A 21,573-nucleotide genomic window follows, 5' to 3' on the forward strand; every position below is an offset into this window, starting at 1 on the left:
CGAGCCATGAACCCCAACGTCATCGAAACCAAGGATATCGCCAAGAACTACGTCATGGGCACGGAAGTCATCCACGCCCTGCGTTCGGTGAGCATCCAGATTCCGCGCGGCGAGTACGTGGCGTTCATGGGCCCCTCGGGCTCGGGCAAGTCCACGCTGATGAACATTGTGGGCTGCCTCGACACGCCCAGCAAAGGCCAGTACATCCTCAACGGGCAGGATGTGAGCCGCATGAGCGACAACGAATTGGCCGAAGTGCGCAACAAGGAAATCGGCTTCGTTTTCCAGAGCTTCAACTTGCTGCCCCGCGCCAGCGCCCTCGACAACGTGGCCCTACCGCTCATCTACGCTGGCCTGAGCAAGCGTGAGCGCAACGAGCGCGCGTTGGAGTCGCTGCGTTCGGTGGGCTTGGCCGACCGCGCCTCGCACCGCCCCAACGAGCTAAGCGGCGGGCAGCGCCAGCGCGTGGCCATTGCCCGCGCCCTCGTGAACAACCCCAGCGTGCTGTTGGCCGACGAACCCACCGGCGCCCTCGATTCGAAAACCAGCCACGAAATCATGGATTTGTTTGAGGCGCTGTATGCCAAGGGCAACACCATCATCATGGTAACGCACGAAGAGGACATTGCCCGCTACGCCCACCGCATTGTGCGCTTGCGCGACGGCTTAATTGAGACGGACGAGGTGAACCACGACATTACGACCCACGCGGCGGCGGGGCATTAAAGACACGAATAGGAAAAAGAACGTCATGCTCATCTGGCGTCCGCGCCGCCGAAGCATCTCTACCGCGCAACGCAGTCCATTCGATTGAATTTACTAGTGCGGTAGAGATGCTTCGGCTGCGCTCAGCATGACGTTCTAAAAGTTATTTCCGCATCATATGAAAATCTACACCAAAACCGGCGACAAAGGCCTCACGTCCCTCATTGGCGGCACGCGGGTGCCCAAAAGCAGCCTGCGCATTGAGTGCTACGGCACCGTGGACGAGCTGAATGCCCACATTGGGCTGGTGCGCGACCAGGACGTGAATGCTCCCCGCCGGCCGTTGCTGAAGGAAATTCAGGACCGGCTGTTCACCATCGGCTCGGCCCTGGCGGCCGACCCCGAGAAGTCGAAAATGAAGCTGCCCGACCTGCACGAGGCCGACGTGACGCTGCTGGAAGACGAGATGGACCGCCTAAACCTGGAATTGCCGGAGCTGCGCGCTTTCATCCTGCCCGGCGGGCACCCGGCCGTGAGCCACGCGCACGTGGCCCGTTGCGTGTGCCGACGGGCTGAGCGCCTAGCCATTCACCTCGGCGAAGAGTCGTTCGTGGCCGAGCTGGTGGTGGTGTATTTGAACCGCTTGTCCGACTATCTGTTTGTGCTGAGCCGGGCCATGGCCCACGACCTGGGCGTGGAAGAAGTGACCTGGCAGGCACGACTTTGATGAAAATGGTGTCTTAGCCATGCCCTCTTGTTGATGATGGCCCGTGGCGGCAGTCATCGCCCCCGCATCCTACGTACTTCTCAAAATCCCACCCACTCTATTGTTCCCTGAACTTGCTCGCTCATGATTGACATTCTTCCCATTCGCACCCAGCCCACCACGGCGTCCCGCCTGGCCTCGGTCGATTTTGACCACCTGGAATTCGGCAAGGCGTTTTCTGACCACATGTTTGCCGTGGATTTCGTCAACGGCGAATGGCAGGAAGCCCAGATAGTGCCCTACGGCGACATGGTGGTGAGTCCCGCCAACTCGGCCTTGCACTACGGCCAGGCCATTTTTGAGGGCATGAAGGCCTACCACCAGCACGACGGCGGCGTGGCCTTGTTTCGGCCCCTCGACAACTGGGCCCGTCTCAATTCCTCGGCGGAGCGCATGTGCATGCCCACCATCCCGGAAGAGCTGTTTATGAACGGCTTGCGTGAGCTGCTGAAGCTCGACGCCGCCTGGGTGCCCTCGGCGCCGGGCGCGTCGCTCTACATCCGGCCCTTTATGTTTGCCACTGATGGGTTCATTGGCGTGCGACCGTCGGAGAAGTACCGTTTCATGATTTTCACCTGCCCGGTGGGCCTGTACTTCAACAAGCCCCTACGCGTGCGCTTCGAGCAGAAGTACGTACGCTCGGCCGAGGGCGGCGCGGGCTACGCCAAAAACGCTGGCAACTACGGCGCCGCCATGTACCCCACCAAACTGGCCCAGAACGAGGGCTACAACCAACTCATCTGGACCGATGCCTCGCAGCACCAGTACGTGGAAGAGTCGGGCACAATGAACGCCATTTTCGTGATTGACGGCAAGGTGGTGACGCCGGCCTTGAGCACCAGCATCCTCGACGGCGTGACGCGCCGCAGCGTGCTGCAGCTAGCCCGCGATATGGGCCTGACCGTGGAAGAGCGCAAGCTTGGCAGCCGCGAGGTGATGGACGCCCTGGCCGCCGGTAAGCTCGAAGAAGCCTTCGGCGTGGGCACGGCTGCGACCATTGCGCCCATTGCTACCATCGGCTACGAGGGTCACGACTACGACCTGCCCGTGACCGGCCCCCAGGCCTTCTCCAAGCGCGTAACCGCGGCATTGGATGCCATTCGCACCGGCGAAGGCGCCGACGTGCACAACTGGATGGTGCGCATTTAACACGATTTAATCGGCTGTCATCCTAAGTGCAACGAAGGACCTTATTACGGCAGAACAGTTTGCAGTAATTACTTCTTCCGGCGTGACAAGTTCCTTCGCTACGCTCAGGATGACAGAAGTTTCGGAAAAGCCGCTTTCATCCGAAGCGGCTTTTCTTTTTTGCCCCACCTTTGTAGCCCAATCCCACCAACCCGCCAATCCATCATCCCGCCCATGACCGTTTCCCTGAAAACCGTTACCCTCAACGACACGCACCGCGCGCTGGGTGCAAAAATGGTGCCTTTTGCCGGCTACGACATGCCGGTGCGCTATTCCTCCGACCTCGACGAGCACCACACGGTGCGCCGCGCGGTGGGCATCTTCGACGTGTCGCACATGGGCGAGTTCCGGCTGCGCGGCCCCGAGGCCCTCGACCTCATTCAGCGCGTGACCAGCAACGACGCCAGCAAGCTCGCCGATGGCAAGGCCCAGTATTCGTGCCTGCCCAACCACGACGGCGGCATTGTGGACGACCTGCTGGTGTACAAGCTGGCCGACAACGACTACCTGCTGGTAGTCAACGCCTCCAACATCGAAAAGGACTGGAACTGGATTCAGCACCACAACACCAAGGGCGTGGAAATGGAAGACATTTCCGACCGCACCAGCCTGTTTGCCGTGCAGGGCCCCAAGGCCATTGCCGCCCTGCAGTCGCTCACCGACGTGGACCTGAGCAGCATTCCGTACTATTCTTTCGTGCAGGGCACCTTCGCCGGCGCCCCCGATGTCATCATTTCGGCCACCGGCTACACCGGGGCGGGCGGCTTCGAACTCTACATTCCCAATGAGTACGCCGCGCAGGTCTGGGACCGAATCATGACCGCCGGCCAGCCCTACGGCCTCAAGCCCATTGGCCTGGGTGCCCGCGACACGTTACGCCTGGAAATGGGTTTTGCCCTCTACGGCAATGACATCGACGACACGACTTCGCCCCTGGAAGCCGGCTTGGGCTGGATTACCAAATTCACCAAGGACTTCACTAACTCCGAAAACCTGAAGAAGCAGAAAGAGGCCGGCGTGACCAAAAAGCTGGTGGGCTTCATCATGGACGGTCCCGGCATTCCGCGCGGCCACTATGAATTGGTAGACGGCAATGGCCAGAAAATCGGCGACGTCACCAGCGGCACGCAGTCGCCCTCGCTCAGCAAAGGCATTGGCATGGGCTACGTGAAGACGGAATTTGCCGCGCCCGGCACCCAAATCTTCGTGCAGATTCGCGGCAAAAACCTACCTGCCACCGTCAGCAAGCTGCCGCTGACCAAGGGAACGGAGGAATAGGCTTTTGGTGACGAATGGTTAACGGTTAGCGAATAATAGTTGCCATTTTTTATAACCATTAACCGTTACCCATTAATCACTAAGAAGTGCCTAAAGTAGATATCTGCTTCTCGCCCGAGTTGCTGCATTTATATGATTTGCGCGGCCGGGTGGCCGTTATTGTGGACATTCTGCGGGCGTCGAGCACCATCGTGACGGCGCTGGGGGAAGGCGTGACGCACGTTTTTCCGGTGGCCTCGCTCGATGAGTGCACCGCCTACGGCCAGCAGCACGGCTGCCTCACCGCCGCTGAGCGCGACGGCCTGCCCGCGCCCGGCTTCGACCTCGGCAACTCGCCCTTCGGCTTTCTGGATGAGGCGCGGCCGGTGCGCGGCCGTGCCCTCACCATCAGCACCACCAATGGCACGGCGGCGCTGCGCCGCTCCCTGGCTGCCGAGGCCGTGGTGGTGGGCGCGTTTCTCAACTTGGAAGCAGTTGCTGCCTTCGCCCGTGCCCAGGGCCGCGACGTGCTGGTGGTTTGCGCCGGCTGGAAAGGCCAGTTCTGCCTCGAAGACACCGTTTTTGGAGGTGCCCTGGCCGAGCGACTGGCGCCGGACTTCGACGTGCGTAGCTCCGATGCGACGTTGGCCGCGCTGCACCTGTGGCAACAGGGCAAGGGCGACTTATCGGCCTATTTGCTGCAATCGGCCCACGTGCGCCGGCTCAATTCGCTGGAAGCCAGCAAAGATTTTGCCTTCTGCCTGCGGGTGGATGCGTATGCCGACGTGCTGCCCATCTGGCGCGATGACCGGCTGGTTAACAATGGGTAGTGGTTGAAAGGCCGTCATGCTGAGCGCAGCCGAAGCATCTCTACAGGAGTAGTATCTATTTACTCTCACGGTAGAGATGCTTCGGCTGCGCTCAGCATGACGGCCGCTTGGCTTTTGCCCCAACCACTACTGTAGCTTCTCGTTGTTTTTGTGGCGCTGGCTGTCGCGCTGGGTCTTCTTGTCCAGGTTGCGGGCCATGGCTTCGGTGAGGTTGATGCCCGTCTGGTTGGCCAGGCAGATGACGACGAACAGCACATCGGCCAGCTCATCGCCAAGGTCCTTGCCTTTGTCAGACTCCTTGAAGGACTGCTCGCCGTATTGGCGGGAGATGAGCCGGGCCACTTCGCCCACTTCTTCGGTGAGGATGGCCATGTTGGTGAGCTCACTGAAATAGCGGACGCCCGTGGTTTTTATCCAGCTGTCGACGGTTTGCTGGGCTTCTTCGATGGTCATGAACGGGGACGGTTAAGCGCGTTGAGAACGGATGCTAGGCGGGCGAGTCGAGCACAATGGTCACGGGGCCATCGTTGAGCAGGCTCACTTTCATGTCGGCTCCGAAGACGCCGGTGGGCACGGGCTGGCCCAATTCGGCCGCCACCATCGCCACAAACTGCTGGTACAGCGGCTCGGCAATGGGCGGCGGCGCAGCCCCGATGTAGCTGGGACGGTTGCCCTTGCGTGCATCGGCCAGCAGCGTAAACTGGCTCACCACCAGAATCTGGCCGCCGATGTCCTGCACGCTGCGGTTCATCTGCCCGTTTTCGTCGTTGAAAATGCGCAGCTGCACCAGCTTGCGGCACATCCAGGTGAGCGAGGCGGTGTTGTCGGTGGGGGCAAAGCCGGCCAGTGCCAACAGGCCGGGACCAATCTGGCCCGTTATCTGGCCGTCGACGGTGACGCTGGCTTCGGAAACACGCTGAATGACGAGACGCATAAGGCAGAACAGCGCCGGGGCGCAAACCAAGTGAGCCGCGAAGCTACGGCCCCGCGCCAACACGCCCTACGCCGCCCGGTAGCCGACGCCGTTCACGGTTTCGAGGAAATCGGCCGGCGCGTAGGGCGCCAAGGCCCGGCGCACGTTCATGATGTGCACGTCGATGTAGTTGGAGTTCTCCTGGTGGTTGTGCGGATGGCGGCCGATGTGCGCGCCCAACTCCTGCCGCGTCACGGCCTGCCCGCGCCGCAGCAGCAGCAGGTGCAGCACGTCAAACTGCTTGCGGCTCAGGTGCACCGGCTGCGAGTTGTGGCACAGCCGCCGGGCTGCCAAATCGAGCACAAAGCCGGACCCGAAGTGGATGGCGGGCCGCTGCAGCCCCACCCGTTGCCGCACGATAACGCGCATGCGCCGCTCCAGCTCCGCCACCGAAATGGGCTTGGGCAGGCATTCGTCGGCGCCGAGGGCGAAGCCGCGCAGACGTTCCTCCACCGCGTCGGTGGCCGTGAACAGGATGCAGGAAGTGAAATGGTGTTCGTGGCGCAAGGCCACGGGCAGCAGGTTCAGGCCGTCGCCGTCGGGCAGGGCCTGGGCCAGCAGCACGAAATCGTAGGGCTGGCCGGCGAGCCGGGCGGCCCCTTCCGCGAAGGTCGTGGCTACGTCGAAGTGGTACTGGGCCTGGTGCAGGAAGGCGCGCAATGCCTGGCGCGGCCCTTCATCGGGTTCTATCAGGAGGGCGGTCATGGCTAGGGCTTGGCGTGGGTAGAAGTGGTGGTTTCGGATTCGGCGGTGGCCAAGCTGGCCGCGGAAGTCGGCGCATCGGCCAGCACGCGCACCCGGGCGTGCATGCCGGGCTTCAGCCGGTGGCCCGGGTTGGGCAGCACGCAGCGCACCTTCATCACCTTGCTTTCGGGGTCGAGCAGGGCCGAAACATGGTCGATGCGGCCGCGCAGTGGGGCGTCGGGGTAGCTCAGGGTGGTGATTTCCACCGCCTGGCCCGGGCGCACCCGGCTCAGGTCAGCCTCGAACACGTTGGCCATCACCCACACCTGGTCGAGGTTGGCCACTACAAATGCCACTTGCAGGTCGGTGGCGTTGAAGCGCATGCCCGGGCTCAGCTTTTTTTCCAGCACGTAGCCGGCCAGCGGGGCGCGCAGGGTGTAGGTTTCGCCGGGAGCCACGCCGTACACGCCCAGCTGGCGCTGGCTGGTGGCGGCGTGGCCGGCGGCGCGCCGGGCCTCCTGGCGGGCCGTGTATACCTCGTGCCCGGAAGCCAGGCCGGCTTGTTCTAGATGCTCCAGCTCAGTGGCTTTTTTGGCAGCTACCTCATAGTCGGCCGCGGTGGCCTTGCGCTGGTGTTGCAGCGCGGCTATTTCGGGGCTTTTCAGCACGGCCAGCACCTGGCCCTGGCGCACCTCGTCGCCCAGGTCAGCGCCCACGCGCAGCACTTCGCCGCCCACCCGCGGAAACACGCGGGCCAGGCGGTTGGCATCGGCGGCTATTTCGCCGCTGAGCACCAGCTCAGAGATGGGCGCAGCCTCGGGGTATGCGGCTGAGGAAGTATTGGATACGAGTTGGCCCGGCGGGGCTGGCTCGGGCGCTTGCACGTCGGCGGAGCAGGCCCCCAGGGCCAGCGCCAGGGCGCCCAACACGGCCCCGCGCCAAGCGGCTTGCGGGGCAGGGTGCAGCTTGCGCGCCGCAGATTGCGACGGCAGCAGATTGAGCTTCTCCATAGAATTACAGCGTTGATGACAGCCGCAAGACTACAGGGAGGTTATTAAAACGGGATTAGAAAGCGAAAGAAAGCCCTTGGGAGCCGAAACGGGGCTAGGCGGTGGGCAGCCGCACCAGCACGGTGGTGCCCTGTCCCAGGCGTGAGCTCAGGTCGAGCCGGCCGCCGTGCCGCTCAATGATGCGGCGCGCCAGGGCCAGGCCCACGCCGTGCCCCGCCACCAGCCGCGCATTAGCCGCCCGGAAAAAGGGCTGGAACACCTGCGGCAAATCGGTCTCGGCAATGCCAATGCCGTGGTCCTGGATGCGCAGCAGTACCTGGCCGGGCTCGTATTCGAGCGAGACCAGCACGGGCTGCGGGTCCGAATACTTGAGGGCGTTTTCGAGCAGGTTGCTGAGGGCGCGGCCGAGCAGGGCCCGGTTGCCGGTGAGCTCCAGCTGTTCGGGCTCGGTGGGCAGGTGGCCGGTGTGCACCTGCAGGCGCGGGCGCTGGGCCGGCTCCACGGCCGCGCAGGCCTCGGCCAGCAGTTCATCTACCCGAATGCAGGCGTCTTGCTCGGGCAGGGAGGCGTCGGCCTGGGCCAGCTCCAGCAAGTGGTTGAGCAGAGCGTTGAGCTGGGTGAGGTCGGCCAGCAGGTCACGCAGGGCGGCGCGGTAGGCGGCGGGCTCCCGGTCGCGCGTCAGGGCCAATTGCGCTTCGCCAATGCTGGCGGCCAGCGGCGTGCGCAGCTCGTGCGAGGCGTAGCGCACAAACGCCCGCTGCGACTCAAAACCAGCTTCCAGACGGTCGAGCAGGCGGTTGAAGGTGTGGGCCAGGCGCGACAGCTCGTCTTTCTTGTGGCCGGAAAGGCCCTCGGCCACCCGCAGGTGCAGGTCGTGGGCGCTGATGCGGTCCATCTGGTCGTTAATGGCCGCAATCGGGGCTAGGGCGCGGTCGGCGAACACGCGCCCGGCCCCGTAAATCAGCAACAAGCTCAGCACAAACACCGACGCCATGATGGTGGCCAGCGACTGCAGCCGGGCGTGGCCATACACGTTTTCGGCCCCGGCCACCACCACGAAGGAGCCCTGGTTGTCGTGGTAAAAGAAGCCCACCGCCTCGCGTGGGCCGTCGGTAAAATACTCTTCGCTGCCGGCCACGATGCGGGCCAGCACGTCGGGCGGCACTTCCAGGCGGGCATCTTCGCGCACGAAACGCACCTCGCCCTGCGCATCGTAAATCTGGATGATTTCTTCGGTCAGCGTTTGCTGGAAGCGCTTTTGGAACACCTGAAAGGCGGCGCTGCGCAACTCGTCTTTTTCCAGAAAAATGTACGCCGCCACCTCGGCCCGGTCGCGGAGGCGCTGCCGAAACTCGCGCTGGCCGTAGTCGCGCTGCAGCAGGAAGGCCGAGCCAAGCACCGCCAGCAGAATGAACGCCACCAGCCCCACAAACAGCCAGATGAGGCGATTGCGAATAGTCATGCGAAAAGAACGGGAATAGTAGCGGGAGTCATGTATCGGGCAAAAATTATTCCTGTCGCAGCACGTACCCGGCGCCCGTCACGGTGTGAATGAGCTTCTGGTCGAAGCCGTGGTCTACCTTTTTGCGCAGGTAGCTCACGTACACGTCGATGACGTTGCTGCCCGCGTCGAAGGCTTCGTCCCAGCCGTGCTCGGCTATCTCGCTGCGGCTGAGCACGCGCCCGGGGTGGCGCAGCAGCAGCTCCAGCAGGTTGAACTCGCGGGCCGTGAGGCGTAGCGCCTGGCCCGCCCGGGTCACGGTGCGGCTGGGCACGTCGAGCACGAGGTCGGCAAAGGTGAGGCGCGAGCCTTTGGGCGTGGGGCTGGCTCGGCGCGTGAGGGCGCGCACGCGGGCCACCAGCTCGGCAAAGTCGAAGGGCTTGACGAGGTAGTCGTCGGCCCCACCGCCGAAGCCCTGCAGCTTGTCGGTGGTGGTGCCCAAGGCTGTGAGCATGAGCACGGGCACGTCGGGGTCGTGGTGGCGAATGGCGGCCAGCACCTCCAGGCCGCTGCGCTCGGGCAGCAGCACGTCCAGAATTATCAGGTCGAAGGGCTGGGACAGGGCCAGCTGCTCGCCTTCGCGGCCGTCGGGGGCCACGCGCACGGTCAGCTGTTCTTCCTCCAGCCCTCGCCGGATGAGGACCGAAAGGCGCGGGTCGTCTTCCACCAGTAGAATGTTCATGGGCGAATCAGGGTGTGGTAATGATGTTCGGGCGGCGCTGCCGACCTTCGCGCCGGCCCGTGCCCCTTCTGTTTATGCCCCCAACATCCGGTACAAATAACGAACATCCGGCCTCCGCCCGCCATTGGTGGCTGCTAGGGGCAGTGCTGCTGGTGGCGCTGGTGCGCCTGTGGCGCCTACCCGAAGCCGGCCCGTCCGATTACGACTCGGTGCGCAACTGGCAGGTGGTGCAGGACATGGCGCACGGTAATTTTGCACGCCTGTTTATCCCCGGCAGCCCGGCCTTCCTGGTGTCCTACATCCCGGTTGCCCTCTTGACGCGCAGCTACCTGGTGTTCCAAACCATCAATGCGCTGCTGGGTGTGGCGGGAGTGGGCTTTTTTTCGGCCTGGGTGGCCCGGCAGGCCCGCCTCAACGGCTCCGAAACAGCAGCCCTTACGCTGCTGGGCGGCACCTCGCTGCTGCTCACCTTCTCGGGGCGCGACTTCACGCCCATTTCCATCAGCATGGTTTTGTACGCGGGCCTGCTGCAAAGCCATTTTGCCCGGCTGCAGCAGCCCGGGCCGGATGCGGCCCTGCGAGTGGCCGCGTGGCTGGCGCTGGGGCTGAGCTTCAACTACAAGTTCCTGTTTGCGGTGCCCGTGCTGTTGGTGCTGGAGGCTTTGCGGGCCGATGGCCTGTGGCGGCAACGGTTCACCTGGCTACGCGTGCTGCTGGTACTGGCGGCGCCCTACGTGTTGTTTGGCGCGCTGGGGGTGGCCCACGGGCTGCCGTGGTACCGCTGGTTTGGTTTTTATGCCCGCACGGCCGTGCCGGTGGCGGCCAACCCCGCCGGGCGGCAGGCCGGCGTGCAGCCCGATTTTCTTTACTATCTGCGCTACCTGGCCGAGTATGAGTCGCCGCTACTGCTGGCGGGGCTGGTGCTGGCCGGCTGGCTGGCCTGGCGCGCGTGGCGCGGCGGCTGGCGCCCCTGGGGCCGGCCGTGGCCGCTGGTGCCCTACCTGCTGTTTTGGGCCGGATGCATGCTGGCTGGTATGTCGGTGCTGGTGAAGGCGCCGCGCGGGCTGCTGTTTGTTTACCTCCCCTTGGCGGCGCTTGCTGTGCTGGCCGGGCGTCGGGTGCTGCCGCAGTGGGCGCTGCTGGGAGTGGTGCTGGCTGCCGTGGGACTCAATCTGACGCGCATTCACCGCGAGCTGTATGCGCCGTTGCCCACCACCTACCCGCAGGTGGCGGCCTGGCTGCGGCAGCACGGCGCTACCAAAGTGGCCAGCACGGTAGGCCTGAATCTGGCGCCTTACCTGAGCGAGAATCAGCAGCTGCAAACCATCACCGATGAGCGGCAGTTGGCCGCCCTGCGCCGTCAAGGCTACCAGTACGTGCTGCTCGACGGCTACTGGCGCGTGACCGGCGTGGCGCATTTCGATTCCCTGCGCCGGCAGCGGCCGGTGGCGGCCTGGCCCGCGCCCCAACTGCAAACGTCGTTGCTGTTTCTGGAGCATTCCGAATTCACGGGCCAACACTACGCCGAAACCCTGGCTTCGTGGCGCGCGGCCCGGGCCGACTCGCTGCCGCTGCGCCTGTACCGGCTGCGCTAAAAAGCACTGGCCCCGACCAAAGCACCTTGGGGAGCTTCGGCGGGGCCAGTGCTTTTTAGCGCCGGCGCAGCGTAAAATCGATTCGCTTTATTCAGCTGAGCTGGGCAGGTTGTTTACGTCGAGGGCCGGGATGTTGGAACGGTAGGCCCGGTTGATGGCGGCAATGAAGGAATTGGCCAACAGGCCGTTGCCCCGCGGCGTGAGCGAGTAATAATCGAGCGAAAAGAAATTGCCTCGCACCGGCTCGGCCGAATACACCACGCCGTTGACGGAAATGGAGTTGGCCACGTTGTTGAAGAGGAAGCCGGCATCGAAGAGGCGCGAATTCTGCGTGGGGTCGATGAGGGGCAGCCCGTAAACACGAGCCAGGCCCGCCAAACCAAACACCGTGGAGGCATTGGACGGCACCGGGTCGAAGTTGTTGTAGTCGTTGATGGCAGCCGTGATGTACACCATTTCCGTAGTGTTTTCCAGCACATCGGCATCGCGCACGGGGTTGCGGCTGTCGCGGCCGTAAGGCAGCATCAGCGTCGTGCTGCCCACTTGCACCGGCGTGGGTTGCCCCAGGCGCGGCAGGGCCGTGGCCAGAATATAGTCGCGGTCGGTGATGCGCTGCGAAACGCCGGGCACGAAAGGCGTTTCGATGTACAGCGGCAAATTGTCTTTGTAGTAAGCCTGCAGACGGGCTTCCACATCGGTGCCGCGGCCTTGGCTCAGCAGCGGGATGGAGGTGATGGCCGGCAGCTTCACGATGACGCCGGGCCGCTTGTTGGCGGTCAGCACGTCGAGGATGCGCTTGGCGGCCCGCTTCATGGGAAGGCTGGAGGGGATAGCGCCGCAGGTGCCGCCGCTGCGCACGAAAGGCATGATTTCATCCATGCCCATGAAATAGCTGAAGAACGTGGCCGACGAGGCCGCCGTGCTCAGCACCTGGAAATACGTCCGGTTGTCGCCGGCCGGCAGCAGGCGCTCGAAGTAAGGGTTCACCGGCGTGCTGCCAGCCGAGGCCTCGTTGCCCAGCCCAATTACGTCAATCTGGCTCAGCATCAGGCCCGGTACACCCAGGTTCTGGGGCAGCGTGCCAGCCGTGCTGCTGCGCTTGAGCAGGCGCAGGGTATCCGGGGTGGGGCCGCAGGGGCTGGTCAGGAGCACGGTGCGGCGCACGGCCGTGCCGGGCACGCGCTTGGCTTGCAAAAAGCCCGTGGGCGAGTAGCCGTTGAAAGCCAGCCGGAACGAGCCTTCGTTGCCATCGAACAGAGGCTGCACAAAGCTGGCGTTCGGGGCCGCGTTTCTAAACTGCCGGGCCAGCAAATTCACAAAGGAATACTCCTGGCCGGTGCGCGTGAGGCCGCCGTTGCTGATGCCGGCCGTGTAGCTGTCGCCCACGGCGAGGTAGCGGCTCACATCGAGGGCCACCACGGGCGCGGGGGTGTCTTGGTTGGGGGCGCAGGCGTGGAGGAAAAGGGCCGCGCTGGCGGCGAGGCCGGCCCGGCGCAGGCCATGGGGTACAAAGAGTTTCATCGACAAGATGGAATCAGAAACAGCAGGGAGGGAAGATTAGAACGCCGCCGCCACGCCCAGCGACGCCGTGTGGGTGAGCGTGCGGTAGGTACCGCTCACGTTGCTCACCAGGAACTTGGTCTGGTCGGCGCGGGCGGTGCGGAGCTGGCCGTAGTCGAAGGCATAGGCGGCTTCCACGGCAAAGCGGCTGGTGAGCTGGTAGCTCAGGCCAGCCGAGACGCCCAGGCGGTTGGCGTCGATGAACTCGGGGTTGATGTATTCGTCGCGGATGGGCGTCTCGTCGTAGCGGAAGCCGCCCAGCACCAGCAGCTTGGGCGTCACCTGGTACTCGGCGCCCACCCGGAAGGCCAGGGCGTCTTCGTAGCGGCGGGCCGTGCGCTGCACGCGGGCCGGCACCGGGCCGCTGGCCGCCACGTTGAGCTTGAGCGAGTCGAGCGTGCTCCAGCCGGTGAGGGCGAAATCGAACGTGAGCAACAGCTTCTTGGTGATGCGGTCGGCCACACCCACCGACAGCGTGCTGGGCAGGTTGATTTGGGTGGTGAAATCGGCCGCGCCGGGCAGAATGTTGGCGTCGCGGCCCGGAATGCCGGTGGCGTGGAAGGCGCCATTATCCATTTTCAATTTCACCCCGGTGCGGTAGCTGATGCCAAAGGCCAGGTTGTCGCCGGTCCGGCCGTACAGGCCCACGTTCACGCCGTAGCCCGAGCCGCTGCTCGTGAGCGTGGCCTGGGCCGTGGGGTCGTCGTACTGGCCCAAAGCGCGGCGCTGGGTGTATTTGCCAAAAGCATATACCAGGCCCACGCCGGCGCTGAAGTTGTCGTTCAGCTTAAAGCCCACCGTGGGCTGCGCGAAGAAGGTATTGAGCTTGCTTTCCTGAATCACGGAGCGGCCCTCCCAGGTGTCGGGCCATTTGGTGTGGTAGCCGTAGGGCGTGTTGAGGGCCAGGCCCACGCTCACGCGCTTGCTCACGGCGCGGGTGGCGTAGAAATAGCCACCGGGCAGCACGGTCAGGTCTTGGTCGGTGCGCTGGTAAGTGTCCTGGCCCACGAACGACGAACGCCGAATCTGGCCGAAGCCGCCGAAGCTGATGCGCGTGAGCGAGTCGCCCCACTGCCCCAGCAGGCCGGGATTGGTGCTGAGGCCGGCAATGCTGCCAATATAGGCCGTGCTGGCGCCGCCCAGGCCCAGCACCCGCGCGCCCTGCGGGCCGGTGTCGAAGCCGCTGGCGGCGGCCGTCAATCCAGAGAAGAGAGGAAGCAAAAAAAGAAGACGTGCACGCATACGGACGGTTTTGCGGAAAATTGGGAAACAAAAGTACGCAGCCCAACGCTAGCGGCCCATTGTCTGGCCTCACAGAAAAAGGCGAGGGCGCATGGCGCCCCCGCCCGGGCGCTTATGGGCCGGTTATGAAATGATTACGACCCCATCGGGCGCGGCTCAACGCTTCACGCCCAGGCTATCGAGGCGGTGCTGGTAGCGGCGGGCGTTGAGCTTGTGCTGGGCGTAGGTTTCGGCAAAGTCGGAAAAGCCGCTGCCGTCGGGGCGGGCGCAGAAAAACAGGTTTTTGTTGTGCGCCGGCTTCAGCACGGCATCGAGGGAACTGGGGCGCGGCGTGGTGATGGGGCCGGGCGGAAGGCCTTTGTGCCGGTACGTGTTGTAGGGCGAATCCACTTTCTTGTCCACGTTTAGCACGCGCTTGCGGGTGCCCAGGCCGTGCAGGGGCCAGAGCAGGGTGGGGTCGGCCTGTAGGGGCTGGCCGTTGCGGAGGCGGTTGAGGTACACGGCGGCGATGAGCGGCTTGTCGGTGGGCTGGGCGGTTTCGCGCTGCACAATGCTGGCCAGCACGCTCACCTGGGTGCGGGTCATCTTCAGGGAATCGGCCCGGGCCTGGCGCTGGCTGGTCCAGAAGCGGCGGTAGCGGGCGGCCGTCGAATCCAGAAAGCCCTGCGCGCTGGTGTTCCACAGGTGCCGGTAGGTGCCCGGAATGAACATCGTGCGAATGGTGCAGGTGTCGAGGCCGTAGCGCCGCTGCAGGCCGGCGTTGTCGCCCAGCAGCAGCTCCAGCTTGAAGGAGTCGGCTTCGAGCTGGCGCGTCACCTGGCGGGGCAGCTTGTCGAGGTAGTGAAAGGAATTGAGTTCGAAGCGCACCGTGTCCTGCTGGCCAGCCAGCAGCAGGCGCACCAGGTCGCCATTGCCCAGGCCGGGGTCGAGGCGGTAGCGGCCGGGCTTCACGTGGGGCGGGTAGTCGTGGTGCTCGGCCACCCAGCGAAAGGTGCCGGGCTCCAGCAGCAGCTCATGCTTTTGCAGCGAGTCCATCACCGCCTCAAACCCCGAGCCCGTGCGAATGAACAGGTACGCCGGCCCTTCGGCAAAGGCCCGCACGTTGGGCCGGTAAAACACCCGCCACGCCGCATAGCTGCCGGCCACTAGCACCAGCAGCAACGCCATTCCCGCAAGCAGCCATCCTTTTCCTCTCTGCATCAGTTATTTCCTTGTACCAGTGCCGTCACGGCCGCTTCAAACGCCGCGCGCTCGGCCTGGCGTTCAATTTCGACGGGCGCCGCGGCCCGACTTTCGCAGTCCGGGATGGGGCAGCGCTCGCAGGTTTCGTTCACGATGCGGAAGGGCAGGGCCGGGTCGGCCAGGAAGCGGACCTGGGCGCGCAGGTTGTCGTCGCAGCGCAGGCCCACGGTCACGCTTAGGGCGGGCTGGGTGGGCGTGCCGGCGCGGGCCAGCGTGAAGCACAGGTACTCGTCGTCGGTGCCGAAATAGCGCGAGCGTTGGGCGCCGGCCACGGTCACGGGGGCCTCGGCGGTGTCGGGCACGGGCAGGGTGCGGGCTTCCTCCATCAGCCGCAAACTCACCCAGCGGCGGCAGTAATGCTCGTTCAGCTCGTTACCGTGGGGGTTATGCAGCCGGGCCAGGTGCAGCTCCTTGGTCAGCTCGAAGGGCGAAGCGGCGTCGCGCTGGTCGAAGCGCAAAAAGAACAGGCTCTGCAAACTCAGGTGGCGCGGCAGCAGCGTGGTGAGGCGCTGCATGAACATCTCGGGGCTCACGTCGTACTGCGTTAGCAGGTTCAGCAGCAGGTCAGGGTTCCATTTTTTGGCTCCGAAAACCTTCTTCACGTCGCGCAGCAGGCTTTCCTCCTCCATCAGCAGCGCGCCGGCAAAGTAGGAAGCTTTGAAGTTGTTCAGTACTTCCTCGAAGGTGCGCACCTGCGTGCTGCTGCTCACGTAGGGCCGCTCGGTCAGCTTGAGGTAGTTGAAGGCCACTTCGCGGCCCAGCACAAAGGCCTGCTGGCCCCGGCTCAGGCCCGGCCGCATGAGCAGGCGCTTGGTTTTGGGCTGAAACACGCTTCGCAGCCGCGCCTGCGTGGCCACGGGGTGCTGGCCCAGCGTTTCGCGGTCGAGGGTGTAGCCGTATTCCTGGATGAGCACGCGTTCCAGCTGGCTAAGGTCGAAGGGCGCGGCAGTGGCCAGCTGGTGGCTGCCCACAAAGGCCCGCACGTCCTGCTCCAGGTCCTCAAAGTAGTTGTCGTGCATTTCCTGAAACGAGCGCAGCGCCGCCAGAAACAGGTGCTCCTGCCGCATCTCGTAGTTGCGCGCAATCTCGAAAATGGTGCTGATGAAGGCGTTCATCTTGGCCGGCGCGTTCGCAATCAGGTCGATGATGCGCGCCGGCTCCAGGCCGTACATCTCCAAGGGAAATTCCTTAAGTATCTTGGAGTTGAGCAGCTCCGCAATGGGCTCCAGCCGGCGCGGCAGGGCCAGCGACGTGAGCTGGTCGTAGCGCACGCCCAGGGCCTGGCTCAAACTCAGAATCTTGTCGGCCTTGGGGTACTTTTTGCCTTTTTCAATCTCGTTGAGGTAGCTCACCGACACGTCGCAGATGCGCGCCAGCTCGCCCGGGCTCAGGCCGCGCTCCTGGCGCAGCTCGCGCAGCTTCAAGCCAAAAATGAGGCGGACGACCTGGCCGTGGTTGAGCATTTACTGATTTGCTGAGTGCTGAATATGCGGAAGCGCTGATTATCGGCGCCGTTTAAAAAGAGCTCATGAACGAGCACCAGGCCCATTTCAGTGCATAGCGCCGCTTAGTTCAAAGGTACGGAGCTCGGCAAATTTTATTCTTTCAGCGAAAATTCGCTAACAAATACAAATTCGCTTGCGTATGTTTGTGCAAGTCGCCGGCCAGCGCTTGCCGCAGCCGTTGGGAATCAGCACCTGAGCCTATCCAGCCATCAACCCACCATCAGCTATGACGTTCACCGACACCGCTCCCGCCCCGACGCCCACCTACCTCACGCCCGAACGGGTGAAAGTTCTCGGCGCCTACTCGCCCGAGTTTGCCGAAATTCTCACGCCCTCAGCCCTGGCCTTCGTGGCTGAGCTGCACCGCCGCTTCGACGGCACCCGCCAAGCCCTGCTGGCCCGCCGCGTGGAGCGCCAGGCTGATTTCGACGCGGGCATCCTACCCGATTTTCTGCCCGAAACCCAGCGCTTGCGCGAGCAGGAATGGACCGTGGCGCTCCTGCCCGAAGACCTGCTCGACCGCCGCGTGGAAATCACCGGCCCGGTGGAGCGCAAGATGATTATCAACGCCCTGAATTCCGGCGCCAGCGTGTTCATGGCCGATTTAGAAGACTCGAACTCGCCCACCTGGGAAAATGTGGTGCAGGGCCAAATCAACCTGCGCGACGCCGTGCGCCGCACCATTTCGCTGAGCACGCCCACCAAAGAGTACAAGCTGAACGAGAAAACTGCCGTGCTCATGGTGCGCCCCCGCGGCTGGCACCTGGTGGAGAAACACGTGCTGGTCGACGGCGAGCCCATTAGCGCTGCGCTGCTCGATTTTGGACTTTATTATTTCCACAACGCCCACGAGCTGTGCGCCCGCGGCTCGGCGCCCTACTTCTACCTGCCCAAGCTGGAAAGCCACCTCGAAGCGCGGCTGTGGAACGACGTGTTCGGCTTTGCGCAATGGTCGCTGAAGCTGCCCAAGTGCCTCATCAAAGCCACCGTGCTGATTGAAACGCTGCCGGCCGCGTTTGAGCTGAACGAGATTTTGTGGGAACTGCGTGAGCACAGCGCCGGGCTGAATTGCGGGCGCTGGGACTACATCTTCAGCTACATCAAGCGACTAGGGCCGAATCCCAAGTTCCGCCTGCCCAACCGTGCCGAGGTGACCATGACCGTGCCCTTCATGGCCGCCTACTCGCAGCTCGTGGTGCAAACCTGCCACCGGCGCGGGGTGCACGCCATCGGCGGCATGGCGGCCCAGATTCCCATCAAAAACGACCCGGCCGCCAACGAAGCCGCGTTGGAAAAGGTGCGGCAGGACAAAATTCGGGAAGCCACCAACGGCCACGACGGCACCTGGGTGGCCCACCCCGGCCTGGTGCCCGTGGCGCTGGAAGTCTTCAACCGCCTCATGCCCGGCCCCAACCAAATTGAGAATAAGCGCCCCGACGTGCAGGTATCGGCCGCCGACCTGGTGCGTGCCCCGCAGGGCTCCATCACCGAAGACGGCCTGAAGCTGAACATCGACGTGGCCATTCAGTACCTGGCCTCCTGGCTGGGCGGCAACGGCTGCGTGCCCATCTACAACCTGATGGAGGACGCCGCCACGGCCGAAATCAGCCGGGCGCAGGTGTGGCAGTGGCTGCACACGCCCGGCACCACGCTGGCCGACGGCCGTGCCATAACGCCGGAGCTGTATCGCTCGCTGGTGCCCGGCCAGCTGGATAAAATCAAAGGCCAGGTAGGGGAGGACGCTTACTCAACAGGCCACTATTTGGAAGCCGCCCGCCTTTTCGATAAGCTCGTGATGAGCGAAGAGTTCATCGAATTCCTGACCGTGCCGGCCTACGAGCAGCTGGCTTAGCAAGATGTAGAGACGCAATATTTTGCGTCTCGTCGTCCGCGTCGCTCACAACTCGCTCCGGTGGCATCGTGCCACGCAAGTCGTTCAACGAGAAGACGCAACATGTTGCGTCTCTACCCCAATCGAATATTCTGAAAAAGCCGCTTTCTAAGCAGCATGGCACTGCTTTGCCCATTTCAAACCCATCATTTCACCACCTCAAGTCCTATGAAATCGCACCAGCAACGCACCGCCGAACTGGCCCTCGACTGGGCCCATAACCCTCGCTGGATTGGCATTCAGCGCCCGTATTCGCCCGCCGATGTGGTGAAGCTGCAGGGCTCCGTGCACATCGAGCACTCGCTGGCCCGGCAAGGGGCAGAGCGGCTGTGGGAGCTGCTGCACTCGCAGGAATACGTGGCTGGCCTGGGCGCCCTCACCGGCAACCAGGCCGTGCAGGAGGTGCAGGCGGGCCTGCAGGCCATCTACCTCAGCGGCTGGCAGGTGGCGGCCGATGCCAATGGCGCCGGCCACATGTACCCTGACCAAAGCCTCTACCCCGTCGACAGCGTACCCGCCGTGGTGCGCCGCATCAACAACGCCCTCCTGCGCGCCGACCAGATTCAGCACCTCGACGGCCGCACCGACGTGCATTACCTCGCGCCCATTGTGGCTGATGCGGAAGCCGGCTTCGGTGGCAACCTGAATGCCTTTGAGCTGATGAAGATGATGATAGAGGCCGGGGCGGCCGGGGTGCATTTCGAGGACCAGCTTTCCTCGGCCAAAAAGTGCGGGCACCTTGGCGGCAAGGTGCTGGTGCCCACGCAGGAAGCCATTAATAAGCTGGTGGCGGCCCGGCTGGCGGCCGACGTGCTGGGCGTGCCCACACTCATCGTGGCCCGCACCGATGCGGACGCGGCCGACCTGCTCACGGCCGACGTGGACCCACGTGACCAACCGTTCATCTTACAAGAGGCCGAGCGCACCAGCGAGGGCTTCTACCGCATCCGCTGCGGCGTGGAGGCGGCCATTGCCCGCGGCTTGGCCTACGCGCCCTACGCCGACCTTATCTGGATGGAAACCTCGCACCCCGACCTGGAGCAGGCCCGACAATTTGCCCAGGCCATGCACGCCAAGTACCCCGGCAAGCTGCTGGCTTACAACTGCTCGCCGTCCTTCAACTGGGCCGCTAAGCTGAGCAAGGAGAAGATGGAAACTTTCCGCGAAGAGCTGGCCGCGCTGGGCTACAAGTTCCAGTTCATCACGCTGGCCGGTTTTCACGCGCTCAATACCAGTATGTTTGAGCTAGCCCAGGCCTACCAGCAGCGCGGCATGGCCGGCTACTCGGAATTGCAGGAGCGGGAGTTCGCGCTGCAAAAGGACGGCTACCAGGCCGTGAAGCACCAATCGTTCGTGGGAACGGGCTATTTCGATGCCGTGCAGAACGTGGTAACCAGCAACCAGACCAGCACCGCCGCCCTGGTGGGTAGCACCGAGGAAGCACAATTCTAGCCAGTTCTAGCCAGACGTCCGAATTGCTAAAACGAAGAACGTCATGCTGAGCTTGCCGAAGCATCTCTACTGTAGCACTAATTAATTTTAGTTGCGCGGTAGAGATGCTTCGACTCCGCTCAGCATGACGTTCATTTATGCTTGCCGCGCTCTACGCAAAGGGCGTTGCAATCTGCTCGTAGCTCTCGCCGTGGCGCTCGGCCGACTCGCGCAGCAACTGCTGTTGCCAGGGGCGCAGCGCGGCGTCGGCGCCCAGCTCGATGATGTCGGCAATGAGGCGGTTGCTGAGTACCATGTTGGCCATGGTGCTGCCGTGGTCGGTAGCCAAGTGCGCTTTGAGCGTGTTGAGCAGGGTTTCGCGGGCTTCGGCACGGGTGGCGGCGGGGCCATTGAGGCGACGGCGGAACGGAAACCTGCGCTGGTCGGCCGGCAGGGGCGCATCGGGCTCCAGGTCGGTGGTGCCGATGGCCAGCAGCTGCTCGGCGTAGGGAGGGCGCTTCAGCTCGGGGTGCAGGCCGTTGGCGGTGCGCAGCTGCAGGGGTGTCTCGATGGGCTTGCGCGTGAGCTCGGCCAGCTTATCGTTGCTGAGCACGTGGTAGGGCGGGCGGTCGAGCTGGCGGGCCACGGTGTCGCGCAGCAGGTACAACTCCCGGAAAATGGGCATTTCCTGGGGCGTAATCTTGTATTTGGCGGCGTTGCGCGACCACGGGCGCGGGTCGTCGCGGCCGTAGCGCACGGCTTCGAGGGCCAGGTTTTCCTGGGCGGCCCAGTCGGCGCGGCCAAGCTCTTCGAGGCGGGCGCTGAGGCGGTCGGTGAGCTCGAACAGGTAGAGCACGTCGTTGGCGGCGTACTCCTTTTGGGCTTCGCTGAGGGGGCGCTTCAGCCAGTTCGATTTCTGCTCGCCTTTGTCCACCTCAAAGCCCAGCTCGGCCTGAATGAGGCGGCCCAGCGAAATGTTGTTGTCTTCGGCAGCCAGCAGCGTGAACTGCACGCTGGTATCCACGATGTTGCGGCAGTTGACGCTGAACAGCTCGTCGAGCAGCAGGATGTCGGACTTACAGGAGTGGAACACCTTGGCCACCGCTGGGTTGCGCAGCACGGCAAACAAGGGCTCAAGCCCGGCAGCCATGTCGGCCAGCGGCAGCGGGTCGATGAGATAAACTTGCTGACCATCAAATACCTGTATCAAGGCCAGATGACGACCGTAGCGGTGGCGCATGTCGTCAAACTCCAGGTCGATGCCAATGCGCGGCAGCGTGGCAAAATGGGCAGCCGCCTCGGCAATGGTTTCGGCGGTGGTGAGGTAATGAATGGTGGGCATTGAAACGAAGGACAAGTCAGAAGGGCCACCCCGCGGCGCAGGTCTGGCCCGGTAAAGGTAGGCACGCGCGGCAGGCCGCGATAAACCACGGGCAAAAGCGGCAGTTGCCGACAGCCCGTTCCGGCAAGGATGCATACGCAAAAAGGCCGCAGCGGTGGCTGCGGCCTTT

At 63.9% G+C, this 21,573-nt stretch carries 19 protein-coding genes; 8 read left to right on the forward strand and 11 right to left on the reverse strand.

The features are described from left to right. Nucleotides 1-6: 6 nt before the first annotated feature. The 5 genes from MUN81_RS06915 (at nucleotide 7) to MUN81_RS06935 (ending at nucleotide 4,746) form a co-directional block, all read left to right on the forward strand. Nucleotides 7-726 carry an ABC transporter ATP-binding protein gene (locus MUN81_RS06915; protein WP_245116255.1) on the forward strand — a complete coding sequence of 240 codons (720 nt, stop codon included), beginning with the start codon at nucleotides 7-9 and terminating at the stop codon, nucleotides 724-726. Between the two features lie 157 nt (nucleotides 727-883). After that, nucleotides 884-1,432, forward strand: a complete 549-nt coding sequence (locus tag MUN81_RS06920) for a cob(I)yrinic acid a,c-diamide adenosyltransferase (protein ID WP_245116256.1) — start codon at nucleotides 884-886, stop codon at nucleotides 1,430-1,432. A gap of 123 nt (nucleotides 1,433-1,555) precedes the next feature. Next, entirely contained in the window at nucleotides 1,556-2,620 is a 1,065-nt protein-coding gene (locus tag MUN81_RS06925) for a branched-chain amino acid aminotransferase (RefSeq protein ID WP_245116257.1), read from the forward strand. Nucleotides 2,621-2,833: 213 nt separating this feature from the next. Further along, on the forward strand, nucleotides 2,834-3,937 hold the full coding sequence (gene gcvT / locus MUN81_RS06930) for a glycine cleavage system aminomethyltransferase GcvT (RefSeq protein WP_245116258.1): 1,104 nt from the start codon (nucleotides 2,834-2,836) through the stop codon (nucleotides 3,935-3,937). A gap of 86 nt (nucleotides 3,938-4,023) precedes the next feature. Beyond that, nucleotides 4,024-4,746 (forward strand): 2-phosphosulfolactate phosphatase, encoded by a 723-nt coding sequence (locus MUN81_RS06935; RefSeq protein ID WP_245116259.1) that lies wholly within the window; start codon nucleotides 4,024-4,026, stop codon nucleotides 4,744-4,746. A 126-nt stretch (nucleotides 4,747-4,872) separates the two neighbouring features. On the opposite strand, the gene MUN81_RS06940 is transcribed toward MUN81_RS06935, so the two are convergent. The 6 genes from MUN81_RS06940 to MUN81_RS06965 all read right to left on the reverse strand — a co-directional run bounded on the left by MUN81_RS06940 (nucleotide 4,873) and on the right by MUN81_RS06965 (nucleotide 9,596). Beyond that, nucleotides 4,873-5,199 (reverse strand): nucleotide pyrophosphohydrolase, encoded by a 327-nt coding sequence (locus MUN81_RS06940; protein WP_245116260.1) that lies wholly within the window; start codon nucleotides 5,197-5,199, stop codon nucleotides 4,873-4,875. Nucleotides 5,200-5,233: 34 nt separating this feature from the next. Beyond that, nucleotides 5,234-5,680 carry a D-aminoacyl-tRNA deacylase gene (gene dtd, locus MUN81_RS06945; RefSeq protein WP_245116261.1) on the reverse strand — a complete coding sequence of 149 codons (447 nt, stop codon included), beginning with the start codon at nucleotides 5,678-5,680 and terminating at the stop codon, nucleotides 5,234-5,236. A gap of 66 nt (nucleotides 5,681-5,746) precedes the next feature. Beyond that, nucleotides 5,747-6,424 carry a response regulator transcription factor gene (locus MUN81_RS06950; protein WP_245116262.1) on the reverse strand — a complete coding sequence of 226 codons (678 nt, stop codon included), beginning with the start codon at nucleotides 6,422-6,424 and terminating at the stop codon, nucleotides 5,747-5,749. Between the two features lie 2 nt (nucleotides 6,425-6,426). Further along, a complete protein-coding gene (locus tag MUN81_RS06955; RefSeq protein WP_245116263.1) occupies nucleotides 6,427-7,413 on the reverse strand; it encodes an efflux RND transporter periplasmic adaptor subunit in 987 nt (328 codons plus the stop codon). A 94-nt stretch (nucleotides 7,414-7,507) separates the two neighbouring features. Continuing rightward, nucleotides 7,508-8,875 (reverse strand): HAMP domain-containing sensor histidine kinase, encoded by a 1,368-nt coding sequence (locus tag MUN81_RS06960; protein ID WP_245116264.1) that lies wholly within the window; start codon nucleotides 8,873-8,875, stop codon nucleotides 7,508-7,510. A gap of 46 nt (nucleotides 8,876-8,921) precedes the next feature. Continuing rightward, a complete protein-coding gene (locus MUN81_RS06965; protein WP_245116265.1) occupies nucleotides 8,922-9,596 on the reverse strand; it encodes a response regulator transcription factor in 675 nt (224 codons plus the stop codon). Nucleotides 9,597-9,670: 74 nt separating this feature from the next. Between MUN81_RS06965 and MUN81_RS06970 the strand changes: the two genes are divergently transcribed. Beyond that, the gene (locus tag MUN81_RS06970; RefSeq protein ID WP_245116266.1) at nucleotides 9,671-11,191 is read left to right on the forward strand and encodes a hypothetical protein; all 1,521 of its coding nucleotides are present in this window, start codon (nucleotides 9,671-9,673) and stop codon (nucleotides 11,189-11,191) included. Between the two features lie 87 nt (nucleotides 11,192-11,278). On the opposite strand, the gene MUN81_RS06975 is transcribed toward MUN81_RS06970, so the two are convergent. The 4 genes from MUN81_RS06975 to MUN81_RS06990 all read right to left on the reverse strand — a co-directional run bounded on the left by MUN81_RS06975 (nucleotide 11,279) and on the right by MUN81_RS06990 (nucleotide 16,698). Further along, complete coding sequence (locus MUN81_RS06975; protein WP_245116267.1) at nucleotides 11,279-12,712, reverse strand: hypothetical protein; 1,434 nt, start codon at nucleotides 12,710-12,712, stop codon at nucleotides 11,279-11,281. Between the two features lie 36 nt (nucleotides 12,713-12,748). After that, nucleotides 12,749-13,972, reverse strand: coding sequence for an outer membrane protein transport protein (locus tag MUN81_RS06980; protein ID WP_245116268.1), 1,224 nt, complete (start codon nucleotides 13,970-13,972; stop codon nucleotides 12,749-12,751). A 177-nt stretch (nucleotides 13,973-14,149) separates the two neighbouring features. Then, the gene (gene mltG / locus MUN81_RS06985; protein ID WP_245116269.1) at nucleotides 14,150-15,160 is read right to left on the reverse strand and encodes an endolytic transglycosylase MltG; all 1,011 of its coding nucleotides are present in this window, start codon (nucleotides 15,158-15,160) and stop codon (nucleotides 14,150-14,152) included. 32 nt (nucleotides 15,161-15,192) lie between these two features. Continuing rightward, nucleotides 15,193-16,698 carry a helix-turn-helix domain-containing protein gene (locus MUN81_RS06990; RefSeq protein WP_245116270.1) on the reverse strand — a complete coding sequence of 502 codons (1,506 nt, stop codon included), beginning with the start codon at nucleotides 16,696-16,698 and terminating at the stop codon, nucleotides 15,193-15,195. 268 nt (nucleotides 16,699-16,966) lie between these two features. Between MUN81_RS06990 and aceB the strand changes: the two genes are divergently transcribed. Continuing rightward, complete coding sequence (aceB, locus tag MUN81_RS06995; RefSeq protein WP_245116271.1) at nucleotides 16,967-18,592, forward strand: malate synthase A; 1,626 nt, start codon at nucleotides 16,967-16,969, stop codon at nucleotides 18,590-18,592. Nucleotides 18,593-18,799: 207 nt separating this feature from the next. Continuing rightward, entirely contained in the window at nucleotides 18,800-20,083 is a 1,284-nt protein-coding gene (gene aceA, locus MUN81_RS07000) for an isocitrate lyase (protein ID WP_245116272.1), read from the forward strand. Between the two features lie 151 nt (nucleotides 20,084-20,234). On the opposite strand, the gene MUN81_RS07005 is transcribed toward aceA, so the two are convergent. After that, nucleotides 20,235-21,404: an HRDC domain-containing protein gene (locus tag MUN81_RS07005; protein ID WP_245116273.1), complete on the reverse strand. Its 1,170-nt coding sequence runs from the start codon at nucleotides 21,402-21,404 to the stop codon at nucleotides 20,235-20,237. Nucleotides 21,405-21,573: the final 169 nt, after the last annotated feature.

The organism is Hymenobacter sp. 5317J-9 (assembly GCF_022921075.1).
In the GTDB taxonomy this organism is placed as follows: Bacteria; Bacteroidota; Bacteroidia; order Cytophagales; family Hymenobacteraceae; genus Hymenobacter.